Origin of the sequence: Streptomyces sp. NPDC051561, from assembly GCF_044454195.1 — a bacterium.
GTDB lineage: Bacteria > Actinomycetota > Actinomycetes > Streptomycetales > Streptomycetaceae > Streptomyces.
In genome coordinates this window covers 64,460-79,083 of sequence record NZ_JBITDM010000006.1, presented here as the reverse complement: position 1 = coordinate 79,083, position 14,624 = coordinate 64,460, and the positions used below count along the sequence as shown (strand labels likewise).

Below are 14,624 nucleotides of genomic sequence, written 5' to 3'. Positions count from 1 at the left end.
GTTACGACGTGCTCTTCGGATCAGCCGCAGACGGCAGCGTCTTCGCCAGCCTCCACACGCCCGACAACACCGCGGCCCTGGCCGTGCTGAGGGCAGGCGGGTTCGTTCTGAACCCCGGCCCCGGACCCGCCACGTTCGTCCTCCCCGGCCTTCCCCTCACCCAGCAGCGGCGGGCCGCCGACCAGACTCATCGCGCCCTGCTGAGCGTCACCGAGAACGTGGCCTACCTGGTCACCACCCCGCGGCGCCCCGGCACCTCCGCGCCTGATGTGACCCTCGGGCAGTCCCGCGCCGGGATCTCCGCCGAGACCGGCAACCCGGAGCTCGTCGACAAAATCCTGACTGCCGGCGGGTTCCGCGTCAGCTACACCAACCACGCCCTCAACGAACGCGGCTACCTCCTCGCCGCCGACTCCCCGGCCCCAGGGGAAGCCGTGGTCCACGCGTATCAAGCACTCACCGCGGCGGTCGCGAGCGTCACGGTGTTGCACCCTCTCACCAGCGCGACGCCCGAGCCTCCTCGATACGCAAAGGGGGCCTTCCCCCCGGGTCCCCTGCGGTCCTGGCCGCAGAGACCGGCCGGCCCGCACCCGTACCCCACGGCATCACAGCGCCCGCCCCGCGCCCGATGACCAACACCGCCCGACATGACTACCACGCGGAGGAAAAAGCCCTGTCCGTATCCCAGCAGCAGCTCGACGCCTTCGCGCGTGCCCACGAATCCACCATCCACTTCGACGTCCAGCCCCGCCACCTGGCCGGGGAGGGCAACCACCGGCACGTCGTCCACGCCCTGATGGCCGCCGGATGGAAGATCCACTCCGACCCCGCTGCACTCGGCCTCGACCTCCGGGATCCGTCGTGGGAATGGCGGCTCCAGCTCTCCCCGACCCTCGATCTCAGGCGGTGGAGAATCTCCAACCCGCAGGGGTTCGAGGCGATCTTCAGCCGACTGGCCCCCGTGGAGATCATCGCCGGGCTGACGGACGCCCTCGCCGCCTCCCCACCCGCAGAGGCCCCTCCCTCCGCCTGGCACATCTTCACCGCGGCTGGCTGGTCGTGCACCACCGACGCCAACGGACACGGTCACGCCATCTCCCCCGACCAGCTCGTACGCGTGGACCACGGCCCCGCGAACCCGGGCTTCGACGAGGTACTGCGGTGGGACATCCAGGCCCATGCCCCCCAGTTCGACCTGTTCCTCGGGGAGTACGGGCAGTACACGGACCAGCCTGGCCCCGTCTTCTGGTCAGCGGAGCTGTACGGCACCCCACCCCCGCACCTGCTGGCCGGATTCGCCTCCGCCCTGGCCAGCACGGAGCCGCTGCTGCGCGGCGGTCTCGGCACTACGAGGCACAACAGCACCCAGATGGAACCCAGCAGGCTCTCCGGCAGGCACGTCGTACGCGAACACGCCGAGCGCCTCAAGGCGTTTGCCGCACAGGCACGAGCCGCACTCCGGGCAACGCCTCCCCCGCCCGTCCCCGCACCAGTGGCGCGCCGCCGGTGAAGAGCACCTCCGCACAAGAGATGATCGCGCCGCACTACCTGGCCGGTACCGGCAACCCCGCCTGGATCACGGTGCCGTTGGTCCTCGCCAGCAGTTGGACAGCCGCCCACCCCCTACTCACGCCCTCCAACCAGCTGACCAGTCCGAACAAGCGAGTCACCCTCCGCGTCGACAGTGACGCCGCAGAGCAGTGGTGGACCTTCCACCGTCCCGCCGCTTACGGCCGATCCAGCTGGACCGCGTGCTTCAGCCCGCACACCCCGGTGGAGATCATCGCCGGATTCGCTGACGCTCTCACCGCCCCCATCCCCATGGGCCGCACACCCCACCCTCTGGAGATCCTCGCCGCCCGCTGGCGAAAGGTCCCTGACCGCAACGGTCGTACGTCAAGCGACCGACTCGCCCGCCTGGAACAAGACGCCCCAGCGGGCCGGGGGCCAGGAGACTGGCACGCTCAAGTCTCCACGGGCCCAGGCCCCGAGGACCTCCTCTGGCACGCCTCGATGTCCGGCAACACACCCAAGTACATGGTCGCTGGGTTCGCCCGCGCTCTCGCCTCCCGGATGGCAGTTCCCCGCCCCCCGGACCGCGTCTCCCCTGCTGCCCGTCCGCACCTGAAGCCCAACAGCGCCCGCCGCGTTCCCGACACCGAGTCCGCGTTGAAGAAGCGCATCCTGCGACTGGCAGCCCGGCAGCCCACGCCGCTCTCCCGGCAACCCGCCCGCCCGCCGGCCTCTCCTGGGTCCGCCCGTACGCGCTGACCGGCCCCGCTCCTCCCATCCGCCTCCACAGCCCCAGGAACACCCACTATGCCCCCGCCCCTCGATCCATTCCGTCACCTCAGCGGACCAACCCGCGAACGCGGCAATTCCCCTCACGATGCGGGCACAGTCCCCCACCGTCACGGAACGTACCCATACCGCCCCGGAACCGGGGTCTTCTCGGAAGTTGGGGAGCCCGCCCGCCGAACACCCGCCAACCCCCGACACGTCCACTTCGGGTGGACCGCTTGATCCTTGATCTATTCGCGGGCCCAGGCGGCTGGTCACACGCTCTGAACGTGCTCGGAGCCCGCGACGTCGGGCTCGAATGGGATGCCTGGGCCTGCCGCACCCGCGCCGCTGCGGGCCAGACGACGATCCGCACCGATGTGGCGAAGTTCCCGACGAGGCAGCTCGCCGGCCGGATCACGGGGCTGATCGCCTCGCCACCGTGTCAGGCATGGAGCCGGGCGGGCAAGCAACTCGGCCTGGTAGACCAGCCGTTGGTCCACCAGGCAGTCGCCGACCTAGCCGTCGGCCGGGACACCCGGGCCGCCCTCCTCACCGCATGCCGGGACGAACGCTCGTTGCTGGCGGCCGAGCCAATGCGCTACCTCCACGCCCTGCACGAACACGGTGGGCCGGAGTGGGTGGCGATGGAGGAAGTGCCGGACGTACTGCCGTTGTGGCTGCAGTACGCCGCCGTGCTGCGCGGCTGGGGGTACTCGGCCTGGGCCGGGATTCTCAACGCGGCCGACTACGGAGTACCGCAGACCCGCCGCCGGGCGATCTTGCTGGCCTCCCGCGTCCGTTCGGCCGCGCCGCCCGAGCCGACGCATGCACGCGTCGGCGAGTCGGAGTCACTGTTCGGACCGGGACGCCACCCGTGGCGCTCCATGGCCGAGGCGCTCGGCTGGGGGGCCACCGACCGTCCTGTGCCGACCGTCTGCGCCGGCGGCGGTCCCGGCGGCGGGCCCGAGCCGTGGCCGTCAGGCTCGCGCAAGGCGCTCTCGGACGCCCGTGACCGAGGGACTTGGCAGCAGCGTGCTCCCGATACGGACATCGTGCTCGCGTCCCGTCGCCAGGGCAGCGGCTGGACACAACGGCACGGGGCACGGGAGAACCGGCCCAGCGGTGCCCCCGCGCCGACCTTCACGGGCGAGTCCCACCGGTGGAAGTGGGCGTTGCGCAGCAACAACCAGTCCAACGCCACCGTCCGCCCGCTCTCGGAACCCGCAGGCACCCTGTTCTTCGGCAACAGGGCCAACGAGTGCACGTGGGAGCCCGTCCCGGACAAGACCGGCTCGCTGGCCCCGGGGCAGCCGGAACCCATCAAGATCACCGCCACTGAGGCAGGCATCCTGCAGTCCTTCCCCGCCGACTACCCGTGGCAGGGCGGCAAGGGCGCCGTCTTCGGGCAGATCGGAAACGCCGTCCCTCCCCGTCTCGCGGGCCACCTATTGGCTCCTCATCTCCAAGTCACCCTCAATGCGGACGACTTCGGGCTGGCGGCATGACGGACCCCGGCGTAGACACCTCGGCCTACGGCCCCATCGCGCCGGAACTCGACGCGGGCCATCATGCCGAGCGGGCACTGCTCGGGGCCCTGTTCCTTGATCCCGTCGCCCTTGACCGTGCGGACAAGCTCGCCCCCGAGCACTTCGCCCACCACGCGCACCGCGCTCTGTTCGCCGCGATCCGCCGGCTCACCCCTCCCGCCCGTGAACTGCACTGCCGGGAACCGGTGTGGATCAACATGGTGCTCGCTGACGCCTCCCAACACATCCGGGGCATCACTCCCAGCCACCTGTTCATGATGGTCGACGACTGCCCCGAGCCGCGGCACGCCCCTGCGTACGCGCAGATCGTGTGGGCCGGGCACGTCCGACGCAGCTTGCACACGCATGCGGAACAGCTCGCCCAAGCAGCCTCCGACACCAAGCACCCGTCACCCGTCATCCAAGTGATCAAGCGGTGCAGCCTGCTCGCCGATCAACTTGCCGTACTCGCAGCACAGTTCGGGCAGCAGCCGGGTTCGCTCCCCCGGACAAGCGTCACCGATCCGCCGTCGGCCGCGAGTCCCGAAGCCCTCGACGACGAACGCGCCCTACTGGCCGGGGCGGTGAGCCGGCCCCAGTCCCTGCACGGGCTCGGCTGGTTGCAACCCAGCGACTTCGCCCACCCCGTACACAGCCGGCTGTACGAGTGCCTCGTCTCTCTGGCCCGCCGCGGGGAAACCATCGACCCGGTCACCGTGCTCTGGGAGGCCCAACAACGCGGCCTGATCGACGACGAGCTGTCCGCCCCCGCCTTGCTCGACGTCCTGCGCCAGCCCGTCGGATCGCCCGAATACTGGGCCGAACAGGTCGTCCAGCAAGCGTTGCTGGGCACTGCCCTTGTCACGGCACACCGCATCGGCGCTTACACGCTCGACCCGGCAACCACGCCGGGCCAGCTGATCACCGGTACTCGCCGGGCCCTGGCCGACGTGCAGGCGATTCATCGGCGCTGGCAGCGAGCTCGCCGTCCGCCGCGCGCACGAGCCGCCACAACCGCCCAAGAACTCGCGCGCCCGAGCAGACCCCCTCCACAACGCGCCCTCCGCTAATGCACACGCCTTCCCGAATGGACCTCATGCCCGACTTCACCATCAGCGAGGTACGCCTCGACCTCCACAGCTCGCTCCCCGGCATCGTTGTCGCTCACTACGAAGGGGCCACCACCCCGAACACCAAAGTGACCGACGCCGCCGTGGCCGCCATCCTCGCCAAGCACGGCTTCCGGCACGCCGCCGGCCAGACGATGCTCCTCTCGCGCATCGATTACGAAGAGCCCTACTACGCCCACCAGGCCGCCATCGAGCTCCGTAACCGGTCTGCCTCTGTCCACATCTCGCGCGCTCTCCAGCAGGAGATCAACGCCGGGTGGGTCCCGGTCGACCTGGACAGAACCTGGCTGAGCACAGCCGAGATCCGCGAGACCGGCACCGCCGCACAGATGATCCTGGAGGACATCTACGACCGGCGCCTGGTCATCCTCGGACATGCCCTCGACGGACACACCCGCGTCGCGGTCGGCGCCTACGGCGACGGAAGGGGCGTCCACCTCCACGGCCAGGACCAGGCACGACACGAGTCCCTGGTGTTCGAGAGCGAGGACCAGGCCCTGCTGGACTTCCGCCTCCGGTACGGAGATGCAGTGCGGTACGGACCGGCGGCACCCACCACCAGCGAACAGCGGGTTCTCGACGCTCTGGCCCACACGAGCAACCGCACCGCGGACTCTCCGACAAATTCACCCCGACTCCCTGAGCAGCCGGCACCAAACGAAGCCGCCCTGGCCGTCTTCTTCGACGAGCACCCCGACTGGGAGAAGTACCGCACGGGACCGGACGAAGTCACCATCGCCAACCACGAAAGCCTCACCGCCCGGATCGAGTTCACCCACGAGGCCGCCAGCGGCACGACCGCCTGGACCATCGCCGGATACGAATCCCCTGTCGGCCCCCGCACCTGGTACGCCACCATCAGCGCCGACACCCCGCCGGACCTCGTACTGGACCTGCTCGACGGCCTCGCGGACCACCTCACCAACATCCACCTGCCCAACTCGACGACCAGCTTCGCCTCCGCCGACCCCAGGGAATCCGGAGCACAGGCCAGCACTCTGCTCGTCGAGGCCGGATGGCAGCACACCCAGGACGGCCGAGGCGCCCGATGGCACGCCCCAGACGGAAGCACCACCGAAGTGCGGTTCGACCACATCGCCGCCTACTACGCAGACGGCGAGAACCTCGTCTGGTCGGTGTCCGGCACGGACGATCGCCCTCGGACCGGCTGGTCCATCCAGCTCTCACAGTCCACACCCGCCCCGGTCCTGCACACTCTGGTCGAGAACCTCGTCCACCTGGAGGCCGCCCGGAAACCGCCAGCTGCGGTACAAGCCACCCGGGCCCCTGGCGCGTCACGCAGCACCGCCAGGAATGACCAGCCCCAGCCGCTCCTGATTCCCGGCCTCGCCTCACCACGCCGCACCAGGCGGCCGTGACCCCGTCGCACTTGCCCTTGCCTGGAAAGGGCACTCGTCCCCCTCACCACTGCCCGGCGTCCCCGCCACTTCCTCAGCCCGCAGACGCGATGCCGCGTGCTTCGCTGACCGCCTCCGGCGCCCATCCGACCTGAACCCGGGAGACTCGACCTGACCACACCACCCCGCACCCAGAGCCTGGTCCCGATGACACTGGCCGGCGCAGGGCGACGCGAGATCGTCACCGCACCCCTGGACGCCGTTGGCTGGAGCCACACGTACGGGAACGACGGCACCCTCTACTACACCAGCGACTGCCGACGCTTCCGCGCCATACACAGCGCCGGCAAGGCACCGGGTTACGAGGCGGACTACTACGGCGGAGGCTGGCGCATCGGCGCCTCCCCTGAGCCCGAGGCGCAGGACCAGTGGACTGCACGCAGTTCGCCGCACACCCCGGGCGAGATCATCGTTTCGATCCTCACCCAGCTCAGCCTCTTCCCGACCGATCCCTTTCAAGGGGATCCGCGGGTGTGGGCGCCCCCGTGCGATGCGCTGGACGCTCTCGGGTGGTCGTCAACAACTCACCACGACGAGTGGGCCTTGGAAGAGCGGCACGTTTCTCCTGACGGGCATTCCTCGTTCGTCCATCTCGACGGGGACATGGCTCTCCTGGACGCTTGCGCATTCTTGACTGGTGGTCGCCTGCTCAAGCCCGAACCCCTGTGGCGCATCATGTTCACCGAAGGCGTCCCGGACAGCGTCTTGAATACCGCGATCCAAACCCTGACGTCGCCTACAGGCGCACTGCGTAAAGCGAGCGAGCTGCCAGACAAACTGGGCGTGGATACGCTCACCGCCGAACGCCCCCGCTTCACCACGCCAACGATCCAAGGACCGGGCACCCGCATTCCCCGCCAGCTTCCGCACACCACCGACTACTCCTCGCGGAACCGCGGTTGAAATGACCCCCGACCCGCTTGCGTGACGCCCGAGCCACCCTCTTATAGCGGAGGAGTCCTGACTTCCGAAATCAGGACTCCTCCGCATTATTGAAGAACACCGCCACGTCCCAGCAGCTCAACCAGAAAGGCCCGCTTGCCGCGCCCCTTCATCCCACTGCCGCCGACACACCTCGCCACAACTGCGCACCGCGCAGGTCTCAGGCGCTGGCATAACTGAGCCGCAGCATCTCATGCGCCCGGTCGAGGTCGCGCTCCGTGCGGAGCCGGACCTCCAGATCACCGGTGCCGTGATGGCCCAGCTCGCTCACGTCTCGGCTGAAGCCGGGCACCAGGTCCACCTCCGACGGATCTACGTTGAGGGTGACCAGGACCTGCCGCTTCTGCGTGCTGCCCACACAGGCGAAGTTCCGCAGTCTCCGGTACGCCCGGTACTGCTTGCGCTCGACCTGCGTGACGTCCTCGCCGAGCCCGACGAGGACCTCGTCCAGGGCCGCCCGCAGCTCCGTCATCGCTCCGCCGGCCACAGGCTTCGGCACGCTCACCCCTGCCGCCCCACGACGCGGCTGCGCCACCGTCCTGCCGGCCACGGAAGCCACCGTCTCCAGCGAGAGCATGCTGTCGCCCAGCAGCCGGTAGCTGACCAGGTCGATGGCATGCCGGTGCTCGCGCACGGCGTGCATGTCGTAGCGCGAGAACCCGCCGGCCACGCAGATCAGCCTGGGTGCGTTCCACTGCACCTGGGCCGCGACGTCCGCTCCGAGGCGGGAACGTACGAGAAACTGGAACTCGGCACGATGGTCCACGAGCCAGGCAAGGTAGTACAAGCCCTGGTTGATGACACCCGGGTCAGTGCCTCTTTTCAGCTCCACGACGACCGGCGCACCGTTCTCGTCGATGCCCAGCGTGTCGATCCGCCCTCCGTGCACCGGGCCTGTGCTGTACTCGCTCGCCAGGAACCGGACCCCGAGGAGGAGCTCCATGTTCCCTTCGACCACGTCCTGCAGATGGCGCTCCCGCTCCGCCAACCGCGCGGTGATCTCCGTCGCCGCGCCCCCACCGTTCACGTCGAACAGCCTCAGTCTCAGCACCCCCCTGCATCCTGGTATCAAGAGGCCACAACGGCGACAGAGACCGAATTGTTTCCGTCTCACCCCTCGGGGATGTAAAGATCCCGTGAGAGGCTGAAGCCGGAGCCGGTCGCCCCACGCGTACCCTTGTGGCACATGTGTGGCACAGCACCACACGGCTTCTGCGCGGATGCTGCATTTCCGCAGGTCAGCCCCAGTAGCTCAGTGGATAGAGCAGGCGCCTTCTAAGCGCTTGGCCGCAGGTTCGAGTCCTGCCGGGGGCGCACAGTCTTCGCCCTCCTTCGGGAGGGCGATTTTTTTCTGGTCGGAACGCGGGGGCGGCAATGGCATTGATTTCGAAGAAGAGCCCGGAGCAGCAGGCTCAAGCGGCCGCGGAGAAGGAACAGAAGCGCCGGGAGGCACAGGAGAGACGGCTCGCCGATGAGCTCGCACAGGAGCGGGAGGCATTCCTGAGCACGCCTGTCGGCCGGGCCCGGGTGGCGTTCGAGCGCGGCGACCTCGTGTTTCAGTGCTCCATCGACGTCATGAGCCAGCAGGCCATCATCGTGGCCATGGTCGGCAGTTCCACGGCCCAGCGCAGCACCGATCCGGTGGTGGCCCTCAATGCCGTCTGCCGTGAAGGGTGGGACCTGGTCAACGGCTCGTTCGTGTTCGTCGAGCAGGAGCAGCTGAGCCGGGACAAGTTCATGTCCTCCGGCCAGAACGTGGCCATCAAGGGGCAGACGGTCGGGTACTACGTCTTCAAGCGGTGCGCGGACAACCGCTGCGTCCCGGCCGCACCGGAACAGCGGTCGCAGGGCACCGTCCCGGGCGCCCCTGCCTCCTCCCCCGTCCTCTGAAGGTCCTCCGAAGACACCGCCCACTCAGCCCGCCGAGGCCGTTAGTCGCCAGTACTGGCGCTTCTTCTCGTCTCGTACGACGACTCCCAGGCGGGCCAGTTCGGTGCGCAGTTCTCGGGCCTCGGCTTCGTCGGAGTCCTTTTTGAGGGTGTGGGAGCGGGCCTTGAGGAGGGCGTTGGCGCCGGTGGGCAGGCCGGGGGTTTCGGGGACCCAGGGGCGGAAGTCGTGGCGGTGGGGGTCCTCGGGGGACCAGGTGTAGCCGTGGGCGGTGAGGGCGGTGGCTACTCGGTCGGGGGGCAGGTCGGTCTTTTCGCGGGCGAGTTCGGCACCGTCGTGGGCGAGCAGGACGAGGTGCTTGGAGTCGATGAAGACGGTGGCGATGTCCCGGGCGGGGTACGGGGTGGAGCTGCCCTTGCGGGTGAGGGTGAGGTGGTCGGGGGTGACCTCGGCGGAGAGTTCCTCCCAGGCGCCGTAGAGGATCAGGGCAAGACCCAGCAGTGCCCCCAGGGTGACCGTCGCGAGGGTCAGGCCGGGGTCGGGGATCGAGGTGAGGAGTTCGGCGGGGCCCTGCATCGGAGCCCAGTCCAGGGTGACCAGCCACTCCGCTGCGCTCTTGAGGAGCCAGCCGAGGCCGGCGCCGAGCACCGCGAAGGCCGCGCCGGTCAGGACCAGTTGCCCGGTCGACTGGCCGAGGGCGGTGGGTCCGCCGTCCTGCACCGCGTTCCGCTTGTCCGTCATCACTGTGGATCCGTCCGTCCGTCGCTCACCCCGTGGGCCCCGTGGGGCCCGTCGTACGTGAAACAGGGTGTCCCGGGCCGGGACGACCGCGCGTCGGCCGAAGGGATATCGCGCACCTCCGAAAGTCTCGATCGGGCCGGCGCCCACCCCCTCGGCGGACCGGTCGGCGCCCGCCCCCTCGGCGGACCGGTCGGCGCCCACCCCTTCCCGACCGGTCGGCGCCCGCCGTCCCTGCCGGATTCCGGAGCCGGCCGCCGCTACACCACCGCCCCCGTCGCCAGCAGTGCGAACGCAGCCACCGCGCAGAGCGTGCGTACCGCATGCAGCTTGTTCCAGCGGGATTCGAAGGCGGCGCGGACCTCGGCGGCCGGGGTGTTCGCCGCTTCGGAGGAAGCCAGGGTGTTGTTGAGAGGGATGTTGCCGGTGGCGGTGATGGCGTGGTTGAGGACGGAGAGGGCGAGGCCGGCGATCAGGAGCCAGCGCTGGGTGGAGGTCCAGCCGCCGTCGGGGGCGACGAAGAGGACGGCTACGGGGAAGCCGACGGAGGCGAACATGGTGAGGACGAAGAGGCCGCGCGGGACGTCCTCGTTGATGCGGCGCATGACGTTGACGAACTGCTCGTCGGGGACGCGTGCGAGGGCGGGCATGATGCCGGTCTGGAAGATCAGCATCATGCCCGCGTACAGGCCGGTGGAGACAACTGCCAGTGCGAGCAGAAGAGTTGACATGCCGCACATGATGTACGGAGTCGGCTGGGACCGCACCTGCCTTTGGTTCACCGCAGGTGCGACTTAAGTAGTCGGCTCAGGGAATCGGGTCAGGAGTCGGGTCAGGAGTCAGGTCACCGGGCAGGGCGGCTCACGACACGATGTCCTTGCGCGCGAAGCCCCGGAAGGCCAGTGCGAAGAGGATCAGGGCGTAGGTGACGGAGATCGCCGAGCCCTTGATCATTCCGCCCCACTCCAGCTGCGGCTGGAGCGCGTCCACCCAGGCGAACTGCCAGTGCGCGGGCAGGAAGTCGCGCCAGTCGCCGAGGGCGGTGACCGCGTCGAGGACGTTCCCGACGATGGTCAGACCGACCGCGCCGCCGACCGCGCCCAGCGGTGCGTCCGTCTTGGTGGAGAGCCAGAACGCGAGGGCGGCGGTGATGAGTTGGGAGAGGAAGAGGTACGCGACGACCAGGGCGATCCGGGGCACCGCCGTACCCGCCGGGAGCGCCCCGCCGGTCGGCATCTCCAGGGGCCCCCAGCCGTACGCCGCCGTACCGGCGATCAGTGCGACCAGCGGCAGCAGCACCATCGCCGCCAGGCTGAACGACAGGGCCACCGCCAGCTTGCTCCACAGCAGCCGGGCGCGGGGCACCGGAGCGGCGAGGAGGTAGCGCAGGGAGGACCAGTTGGCCTCCGAGGCGACGGTGTCGCCGCAGAAGAGGGCGACGGGGACGACGAGGAGGAATCCGGCGGAGACGAACAGGCAGGTGGCGGCGAAGTTCGCGCCGGAGGCGGTGGCCGTGTCCATCAGGTTGATCCGGCCACCACCACCGCCGCCGCCGCGTTCGGAGGGGGTACCGCCGATGGCGAAGGCGGCGATCAGGACGAACGGCAGTGCGCCCAGGATGATCGCCATCACCATGGTGCGGCGGCGCTTCCACTGCCGTTTGGCCTCCACCAGGAAGGGGAGGGTACGGCCCGCCCGGTAGCCCGGGGCAGCCGATTCCCGGGGTGAGGGGGGCGCCGGGGGAGAGGTGGTGCTCACGCGGAGCCTCCGATCAGGGTGAGGAACGCGTCCTCCAGGCGGCGGTGCGGTCCCACACCGGTCAACGGCACGTCCAGACGCACCAGTTCGGTGATCAGCTCGGTGGAGGTCAGGCCGTCGAGCCGGACGAGGAGACCGCCCTCGGCCCGTAGCGCCGAGTCGACCCCGGTGAGCAGGGCGACCTTCTCGACGAGCGCGTCGGTGACCTCGCCGTCGACGGTGACCAGCAGGGTGTCGCCGGAGCCGATGATCTCGGCGACCGGACCGGCCTGCACCAGCTTGCCCCGGTCCATGACGACCAGGTCCGTGCAGGACTGCTCCACCTCGGAGAGGAGGTGGCTGGAGACGATGACGGTGCGGCCTCCGGCGGCGTAACGGATCATCACGTCGCGCATCTCGCGGATCTGCGGCGGGTCGAGGCCGTTGGTCGGCTCGTCGAGGATGAGGAGGTCGGGCATGCCGAGCATGGCCTGGGCGAGGGCAAGGCGCTGGCGCATGCCCTGCGAGTAGGTGCGCACCGCGCGCGCCAGGGCGTCACCGAGGCCGGCGATGTCGAGGGCCTCCTCGATGTGGGCGTCCTCGGTGGGACGGCCGGTGGCCTGCCAGTAGAGGTCGAGGTTGGCGCGGCCGGAGAGGTGCGGGAGGAAGCCCGCGCCCTCGACGAACGCGCCGACCCGGGAGAGGACCGGTGCGCCGGGGCGGATCGCGTGCCCGAAGACGCGGATCTCGCCCGCGTCGGGGGCGATCAGGCCCATCAGCATGCGCAGGCTGGTGGTCTTGCCCGCTCCGTTGGGGCCGAGGAGGCCGAGTACCTGGCCCTTCTCGACGCGGAAGGAGAGGTCCTTGACGGCGTACCGGTCGCCGGACTTGCCGTACTTCTTGCTCAGGCCGGTGATCTGGAGCGGGACTTCGGCGAGTGCCGGGTCGGGGGCGGGGGCGGCGCTGCGGCGGCGGGCGCTGAGCAGCAGCCCGGCGGCGACCAGGGCCCCGGCCAGCGGCAGCCCCCACACCCACCAGGGCAGCCCGGCCGCCGCGGTGGCGAGTTCGGGGTCGGTGGGGACGCTCAGGCCGCCGTCCAGGCTGACGGTGTACGTCGCGGGCTGGGCCGGGGAGGCATAGCCGAGGTCGGTGGAGGTGAGCAGCAGCCGCATCCGGTGACCGGCCTGGAACTTGTGGTCGATGGCCGGGAGCTTCAGCTCCACGGTCTTGCCCGCCTTGGCGCCGGTGATCCGGATCGGGGTGATCAGCTGGTGCGGGAGGGCCTGCTGGCCGTTGGCGGAGGCGTCGTAGACCTTGGCGAACAGGACCATGTCGTCGCTGGACGACTTGACCTTGACCTTGACGGTCGGGGCGCCGGTGACCTGGACCGCGTCGGCCAGTGGCGCGGAGTCGTAGCGGGCGTACTGGCCGGGGAAGTCGAGGGAGAGTCCGACGCCGAGGCCGGAGAACTGGGAGAGTGCGCCGCCGATGCCGGGGACGCCGGAGATGGCGGGCGGGTTGGCGCCGGCCGGGTTGATGAAGGTCTGCTCGTTGCCCCGGGTGGCCGCAGGGGTGGCGGCACCGGCGGGGGCCGAGCCGCTGCTGGTGCCTCGGGACGGGGCACCTTGCGCGCCGCCCTGCGCGGGCCCGGTGCCGCTGCCGCTCTCCTCGTCGGACTCTTCGGCCCCGTCGGAGCCGCCGCCGGGCATCAGCCCGCCGCCGCCCGCCGGGCCAAGACCGCCGCCCTTCAGCGGGATGTCCCGTACGTCGTTGCGCAGCCCCGGATACCGGTCCGCGTCGGCGCCGCGCAGTTGGGCGGCGCCATTGGTGGAGTCGACACCTCCGGTACGGCTGACCCGGAAGCCGGGGCCGGTGTCGGCGCCCTTGTCGTCCTTGAGGTACTTGTCGAACCACTGGGTGATCCGGCCCTCGACGCGGGCGCTCTCCATGTTCCCGCCGTCGTGGCCGCCGGAGATCCAGTCGACGGCGACGGGTGCGCCGTTCCCGCTGACCGCCTTCGCCATGGCGTCCGCGTGGCTCAGCGGGAAGAGCGAGTCGCTCTGTCCCTGCACGATCAGCGCGGGCACCTTGATGCGGTCGGCGACGGCGGACGGGCTGCGTTCCTCAAGGGTCTTGCGGGCCGCCTCGTCGGGCTTCCCGGCGACCGCCACCCGGTTGTAGAGCTCGCAGAGGTCCTTCTCGAAGCGGGCGCAGCCGCCGCCGGTGGTGAAGAAGACCCCGGCCCACAGCTTCTTGAAGACCCCGTCGGGGAAGAGCGCGTCGGCCAGGTTCCAGTAGGTGATCTCGGGGGCGATGGCGTCGACGCGCGGGTCGTACCCGGCGGCGAGCAGCGAGATCGCGCCGCCGTAGGACCCGCCGGTCATGCCGACGCGCGGGTCGCCGTCCTTGTCCAGCTGTACGTCGCTCCTGGCGGCCAGCCAGTCGAGCAGCCGGGACACGTCCTTGACCTCGGTGTCCGGGTCATTGAGCCCGATCTTTCCGCCGGAGGCGCCGAAGCCCCGCGCGGACCAGGTCAGCACGGCGTACCCCTCGCGGGCCAGCTTCTCGGCCTGCGGCTGCACGTCCTTCTTGCTGCCGCCGAAGCCGTGCCCGATGAGCACGGCCGGCTTGCGGGACTTCGTACCGTCGCTGAAGTAGGAAGTGTCGATGCGGGCGCCCGGCATCGAGAGCGTCCGGTCGGACCGTTGCACCGGGGCCGGGTCGTCCGCGGCGGCGACACCCGCCCAGACTCCACCGCCCACCAGCACGGCGAGGGCCGCGATCACGGCGGCGAGCCGGCGTCCGCGCGGCACTGCGCCCGGACGTCGTCGAAGGGGGTTGTCCATGAAATAGACCCTAAGCGGCCGCCTCCCCCCTCTAGGCTGCCGCCAGGCGGAACCGGTGCACCTCCCCCGGGAGTAGCCGCCCTCTCCGCCGTACCGCAGTCGGTGTACGTCACCCCG

At 70.1% G+C, this 14,624-nt stretch carries 13 protein-coding genes and 1 tRNA gene; 9 read left to right on the top strand and 5 right to left on the bottom strand.

Features of this window, described 5'->3' with window-relative positions:
- Positions 1-8 precede the first annotated feature (8 nt).
- From ACIA73_RS16135 to ACIA73_RS16105, 7 genes are all read left to right on the top strand, one after another.
- Complete coding sequence (locus ACIA73_RS16135; RefSeq protein ID WP_399439127.1) at positions 9-632, top strand: hypothetical protein; 624 nt, start codon at positions 9-11, stop codon at positions 630-632.
- A complete protein-coding gene (locus ACIA73_RS16130; RefSeq protein ID WP_399439126.1) occupies positions 629-1,510 on the top strand; it encodes a hypothetical protein in 882 nt (293 codons plus the stop codon). Before ACIA73_RS16135 ends, ACIA73_RS16130 begins: the two co-directional genes overlap by 4 nt.
- The gene (locus tag ACIA73_RS16125) at positions 1,507-2,271 is read left to right on the top strand and encodes a DUF317 domain-containing protein (protein WP_399439125.1); all 765 of its coding nucleotides are present in this window, start codon (positions 1,507-1,509) and stop codon (positions 2,269-2,271) included. The genes ACIA73_RS16130 and ACIA73_RS16125 overlap by 4 nt, the downstream gene beginning before the upstream one ends.
- A gap of 248 nt (positions 2,272-2,519) precedes the next feature.
- Positions 2,520-3,788: a DNA cytosine methyltransferase gene (locus ACIA73_RS16120; RefSeq protein ID WP_399439124.1), complete on the top strand. Its 1,269-nt coding sequence runs from the start codon at positions 2,520-2,522 to the stop codon at positions 3,786-3,788.
- The gene (locus tag ACIA73_RS16115; RefSeq protein ID WP_399439123.1) at positions 3,785-4,879 is read left to right on the top strand and encodes a DnaB-like helicase N-terminal domain-containing protein; all 1,095 of its coding nucleotides are present in this window, start codon (positions 3,785-3,787) and stop codon (positions 4,877-4,879) included. The genes ACIA73_RS16120 and ACIA73_RS16115 overlap by 4 nt, the downstream gene beginning before the upstream one ends.
- Before the next feature lie 17 nt (positions 4,880-4,896).
- Positions 4,897-6,318: a DUF317 domain-containing protein gene (locus ACIA73_RS16110; protein WP_399439121.1), complete on the top strand. Its 1,422-nt coding sequence runs from the start codon at positions 4,897-4,899 to the stop codon at positions 6,316-6,318.
- Positions 6,319-6,504: 186 nt separating this feature from the next.
- Positions 6,505-7,260: a DUF317 domain-containing protein gene (locus tag ACIA73_RS16105; RefSeq protein WP_399439120.1), complete on the top strand. Its 756-nt coding sequence runs from the start codon at positions 6,505-6,507 to the stop codon at positions 7,258-7,260.
- 199 nt (positions 7,261-7,459) lie between these two features.
- On the opposite strand, the gene ACIA73_RS16100 is transcribed toward ACIA73_RS16105, so the two are convergent.
- Positions 7,460-8,350: a DUF5655 domain-containing protein gene (locus ACIA73_RS16100; RefSeq protein WP_399439119.1), complete on the bottom strand. Its 891-nt coding sequence runs from the start codon at positions 8,348-8,350 to the stop codon at positions 7,460-7,462.
- Positions 8,351-8,540: 190 nt separating this feature from the next.
- Between ACIA73_RS16100 and ACIA73_RS16095 the strand changes: the two genes are divergently transcribed.
- A tRNA-Arg gene (locus ACIA73_RS16095) sits at positions 8,541-8,613 on the top strand.
- A 60-nt stretch (positions 8,614-8,673) separates the two neighbouring features.
- Positions 8,674-9,189: a hypothetical protein gene (locus ACIA73_RS16090; protein WP_399439118.1), complete on the top strand. Its 516-nt coding sequence runs from the start codon at positions 8,674-8,676 to the stop codon at positions 9,187-9,189.
- A 24-nt stretch (positions 9,190-9,213) separates the two neighbouring features.
- On the opposite strand, the gene ACIA73_RS16085 is transcribed toward ACIA73_RS16090, so the two are convergent.
- The 4 genes from ACIA73_RS16085 to ACIA73_RS16070 all read right to left on the bottom strand — a co-directional run bounded on the left by ACIA73_RS16085 (position 9,214) and on the right by ACIA73_RS16070 (position 14,507).
- Positions 9,214-9,927 carry a hypothetical protein gene (locus tag ACIA73_RS16085; protein ID WP_399439117.1) on the bottom strand — a complete coding sequence of 238 codons (714 nt, stop codon included), beginning with the start codon at positions 9,925-9,927 and terminating at the stop codon, positions 9,214-9,216.
- A 257-nt stretch (positions 9,928-10,184) separates the two neighbouring features.
- Positions 10,185-10,655 carry a DUF1772 domain-containing protein gene (locus ACIA73_RS16080; protein WP_399439116.1) on the bottom strand — a complete coding sequence of 157 codons (471 nt, stop codon included), beginning with the start codon at positions 10,653-10,655 and terminating at the stop codon, positions 10,185-10,187.
- 130 nt (positions 10,656-10,785) lie between these two features.
- Entirely contained in the window at positions 10,786-11,682 is an 897-nt protein-coding gene (locus ACIA73_RS16075) for an ABC transporter permease (RefSeq protein WP_399439115.1), read from the bottom strand.
- The gene (locus ACIA73_RS16070) at positions 11,679-14,507 is read right to left on the bottom strand and encodes an alpha/beta fold hydrolase (protein ID WP_399439114.1); all 2,829 of its coding nucleotides are present in this window, start codon (positions 14,505-14,507) and stop codon (positions 11,679-11,681) included. Before ACIA73_RS16070 ends, ACIA73_RS16075 begins: the two co-directional genes overlap by 4 nt.
- Between the last annotated feature and the right edge of the window lie 117 nt (positions 14,508-14,624).

Excerpts from the sequence above, each read along its gene's own strand:
- ACIA73_RS16130 (WP_399439126.1), top strand. The coding sequence starts at position 629 with ATGACCAACACCGCCCGACATGACTACCACGCGGAGGAAAAAGCCCTG.
- ACIA73_RS16070 (WP_399439114.1), bottom strand. The coding sequence starts at position 14,507 with ATGGACAACCCCCTTCGACGACGTCCGGGCGCAGTGCCGCGCGGACGC.
- ACIA73_RS16105 (WP_399439120.1), top strand. The coding sequence starts at position 6,505 with ATGACACTGGCCGGCGCAGGGCGACGCGAGATCGTCACCGCACCCCTG.
- ACIA73_RS16085 (WP_399439117.1), bottom strand. The coding sequence starts at position 9,927 with ATGACGGACAAGCGGAACGCGGTGCAGGACGGCGGACCCACCGCCCTC.
- ACIA73_RS16115 (WP_399439123.1), top strand. The coding sequence starts at position 3,785 with ATGACGGACCCCGGCGTAGACACCTCGGCCTACGGCCCCATCGCGCCG.
- ACIA73_RS16080 (WP_399439116.1), bottom strand. The coding sequence starts at position 10,655 with ATGTCAACTCTTCTGCTCGCACTGGCAGTTGTCTCCACCGGCCTGTAC.
- ACIA73_RS16110 (WP_399439121.1), top strand. The coding sequence starts at position 4,897 with ATGGACCTCATGCCCGACTTCACCATCAGCGAGGTACGCCTCGACCTC.
- ACIA73_RS16090 (WP_399439118.1), top strand. The coding sequence starts at position 8,674 with ATGGCATTGATTTCGAAGAAGAGCCCGGAGCAGCAGGCTCAAGCGGCC.